Raw genomic sequence first — 3077 nt, forward strand, 5'->3', positions numbered from 1 at the left:
CGGTGGGCAGTCTGATCAACGTCACCAGCAGGGGGTCATTTTTGAACGCCGATACCCCCGCCAAGGGGGTCAAACTTGCACGCCGAAACACAGTCGATGAGGGAGAGCAGCGCCTCTGCGCTGTCGTTCACCGCTGTAGCGAACTCGCGCTGATCATCCGACAACTCAGTCCTCAAGAGCAGGCCGTTCATTCCGAGGATGCCGTTCATCGGAGTGCGGATCTCATGGCTCATATTCGCCAGGAACTGGGACTTGGCTTCGTTCGCACGCTCGGCAGCATCCTTCTGATCGCGCGTGATCTGCTCTGCCGCCCGGAGCTCCGTCACGTCCCTGAAGATCACGTGGATGCGCAAAGGCCGACCCGCGACGCCGACCTCGACGTCCATGTCGCAGAAGATCCGGCGGATCTTCCCGTCCGGTCGCAACAGCCGGAACTCGCCCGGTCGGGGCCGCCGTCCCTCCTCCGCGATCGAGATAGCCCCACGCGCCAGCGCTCGGTCATCTGGATGAACCATCTCGATGACCTTGTGGATGTCGGGTGCGAACGTAAGTGGATCCACACCCAAGATCCGATAGAACTCCGCTGACCATTCCTCCCGGCCGGTCACCAGGTCGCGCTCGGAACTGCCAATTGCGGCGACCTGTTGAGCCCGCTCCAGATGATGCCTGCTTCGCCGAAGCTCATCTGTGCTCTCCTGGAGCGCACCTTCGGCGGCGATTTGCGCCGTGACATCGACGCTGACGCCGCGATATCCCTGAAAGACGCCATCCTTGTAGTAGGGAACACCGCTTGCGCGCAGATAGCGCGCCCGACCATCCTTCAGGTGGATGCGATGGACATAGTTGCGATAAGGACGATGCGCCGCGAGGGTGTCCATCCATGCTTCGAAGCCATCGGGATCGTATGTTCGGTCGGTTGCCGCCCCCGGCCATTCGGTCTGAAATTCGGTCAGCGTCACTGCGCCGTTCTCACGCTTCGGCACGAAGATCCTGATCTGACCTTCCGGTGCTCCGTGCAGTTCGTGGAACACGTCGGAGACCGCGCTCATCATGTCGAGGTAGCGATCTCGCTCCTCGATCAGCGCATCCTGAGCCGCTCGTCGTTCCGTCTGATCGACGCCGATCAGAAGGCTCGTCGCCGTCGGAAGGTCGCGCACAATGGAAAGCTCAAGCCAGCACGTCTTCCCGCCTCCCCCATGGAACGCCAGCTCGGCTGTCCTACGCGTTTCGAGAAGCTCGTCGAGCCGCAGCGGCTCCAGTGCCATGAGCCGCAGCGAACTTCCTGGCAGGCTCTCAACCTCACAGGCGAAACATGCCGCAGCGGCAACGTTGGCGCTGACGATCAGACCCTGATCATCGACGACCAGCGCCGGCAGCGGCAATCGGAGGATCAGCTCGTATTCCGAAGCGAGTTCGCGGGCCATCTCAGTTTCCACGGGGGACATCGTCTTCTCCCCTGCACCTTCAGCGGGGCGGGGTCGCGTCACCCGTTCGACACTCTGAACCCTACAGGTTGAGCGGGCATTAACTGCCCTGATTGTGGCACCGGCTCCCATCGAGCGTGACCTCATCCGACCGCCGATGGTCTGCAACAGTTTCCAAATCATCCGCGGGCGTCGGGTGCTGCAGCGCAGGTGCCTTCTCGACCGGGGGGGACGGTGAATGCAGCCGTGTCTGCGGAGCATCCTCGGCATCGCCCCAGCTTAGGATCGAACCACAAGGTTACGATAAATTGCTTCGTTAAAGTCTTGGTAGGTTTTGCCAAACAACTTGCACGAGCGGCGCCGCCGCGCCGCCAATCAACCACTGACGGATTTGGTGAAAGCGGTGAAGCTTGATGATCCTGACCTACAGGCGCAGCAACTCCTGAGCATTGCTCAGACCCGGTCGGGCTCCGGCAGGGCAACCATACAGCAGGTCATCGACGACCTGTTCCATGGTCGTGGGAATGTCCTCGACCCTCACGACCGAGCGATGCTGCATCGTCTTCTGCGGAGTCTCTGTGAGGAAGCGGAGCAGAAGTTGCGCGCGGCGATCCAGAGATGCGGTCACTCCGACCAGGAGAAGCTGATCCTGTCCGCGCTCGACCGTGACGCCTTCCCGGTTGCTCACCCACTCCTCATGCACAGCGGCGCATTCGCTTCGACGACGCTTATCGAACGCCTCTGGCATCGGGTGCGGCAACAGCGCCTATCCAATCTCCGACGCTCGAAGCCGTCCGCCTCCGGCTCTGACGACTTCGCGCTATCGTTTCATGACGAACTGGCCACACCCGAGATCGCTCAGCATCTCTTTCTTTGGGTGGCAGCGGCACTGCGTATCCATCTGCTCGTGCGCAATCAACACGACGAAGGAGTGGTCGACGATCTGATAGAGGCCGCGCTGGAAGAAACTGGCCAGTGCGGCCTCTGGCCAGCGGGCACGCCCTCCAAGCGTGGAGCACGTTCGGCGTCCTCCGATGAAGAATCTAGGCTTATTGACCTCCTTCGGAATGGGCTCGTCGCCGAGTTCGAATCGGAGTTCTCCCGCGTCAGTGGAATTCGCCCTCAGCTAATCGGCCGCATGCTCTACGAACGTGGCGGCGAGGCCCTCGCTACGATCTGCGTCGCGATCGGTGTCAGTAAGCGCGGTTTTGCGGTGTTCTTTATCCTGAGCCGCGAGACGTTGCCTCGGCACCAGCTCGCCAATGCCCAGGAAGTGGCGCACGCGCTGGCCTTCTACGACAGCCTGAACCCCGACACGGCCAACCAAGTCGTCGCTCGTTGGCGCCGGGGCAGTGCCTACCTCAATGCCATCCGGGTACTCACGGCGGATTTGGTAGACGTTTCCGAGAAGCCTGATGCTCCCTACCCTGCTGCATCCGCCGCGAAGGTCGATTATACCAACGGCCGAAATTAGTGACCTGTGAGCCCAGTCTCTCATGCCGATCGAAATGATGGTCTGGGGGTGGGTGACGAGCTTGTTCCAAGCGTCGCAGCCTGGGTCGAGAATGGCGTCGTGGTCTTGGAAGACGCGGTTGGAGAGCCAGTTCTGCCGAAGATACTGCCAGACGTTCTCGACCGGGTTGAGTTCCGGTG

At 61.4% G+C, this 3077-nt stretch carries 2 protein-coding genes and 1 pseudogene; 1 reads left to right on the top strand and 2 read right to left on the bottom strand.

All coding sequences use genetic code 11. The features are described 5' to 3' along the window. Nucleotides 1–35: 35 nt before the first annotated feature. Nucleotides 36–1424 (bottom strand): PAS domain-containing protein, encoded by a 1389-nt coding sequence (locus tag ABIE65_RS27720; RefSeq protein ID WP_354081985.1) that lies wholly within the window; start codon nt 1422–1424, stop codon nt 36–38. Nucleotides 1425–1770: 346 nt separating this feature from the next. Here ABIE65_RS27720 and ABIE65_RS27725 point away from each other — a divergent pair, with 346 nt between their 5' ends. After that, a complete protein-coding gene (locus tag ABIE65_RS27725; protein WP_354081986.1) occupies nt 1771–2898 on the top strand; it encodes a DUF2336 domain-containing protein in 1128 nt (375 codons plus the stop codon). A 6-nt stretch (nt 2899–2904) separates the two neighbouring features. On the opposite strand, the pseudogene ABIE65_RS27730 reads toward ABIE65_RS27725, so the two are convergent. Next, nucleotides 2905–3077, bottom strand: a pseudogene (locus tag ABIE65_RS27730) (IS630 family transposase); the annotation flags it as partial.

This window comes from Constrictibacter sp. MBR-5 (genome assembly GCF_040549485.1).
Classification (GTDB): domain Bacteria; phylum Pseudomonadota; class Alphaproteobacteria; order JAJUGE01; family JAJUGE01; genus Constrictibacter.

What these genes read in the sequence shown, in the direction of transcription:
- ABIE65_RS27720 (WP_354081985.1), bottom strand. Translation starts at nt 1,424, where the DNA reads ATGGCCCGCGAACTCGCTTCGGAATACGAGCTGATCCTCCGATTGCCG.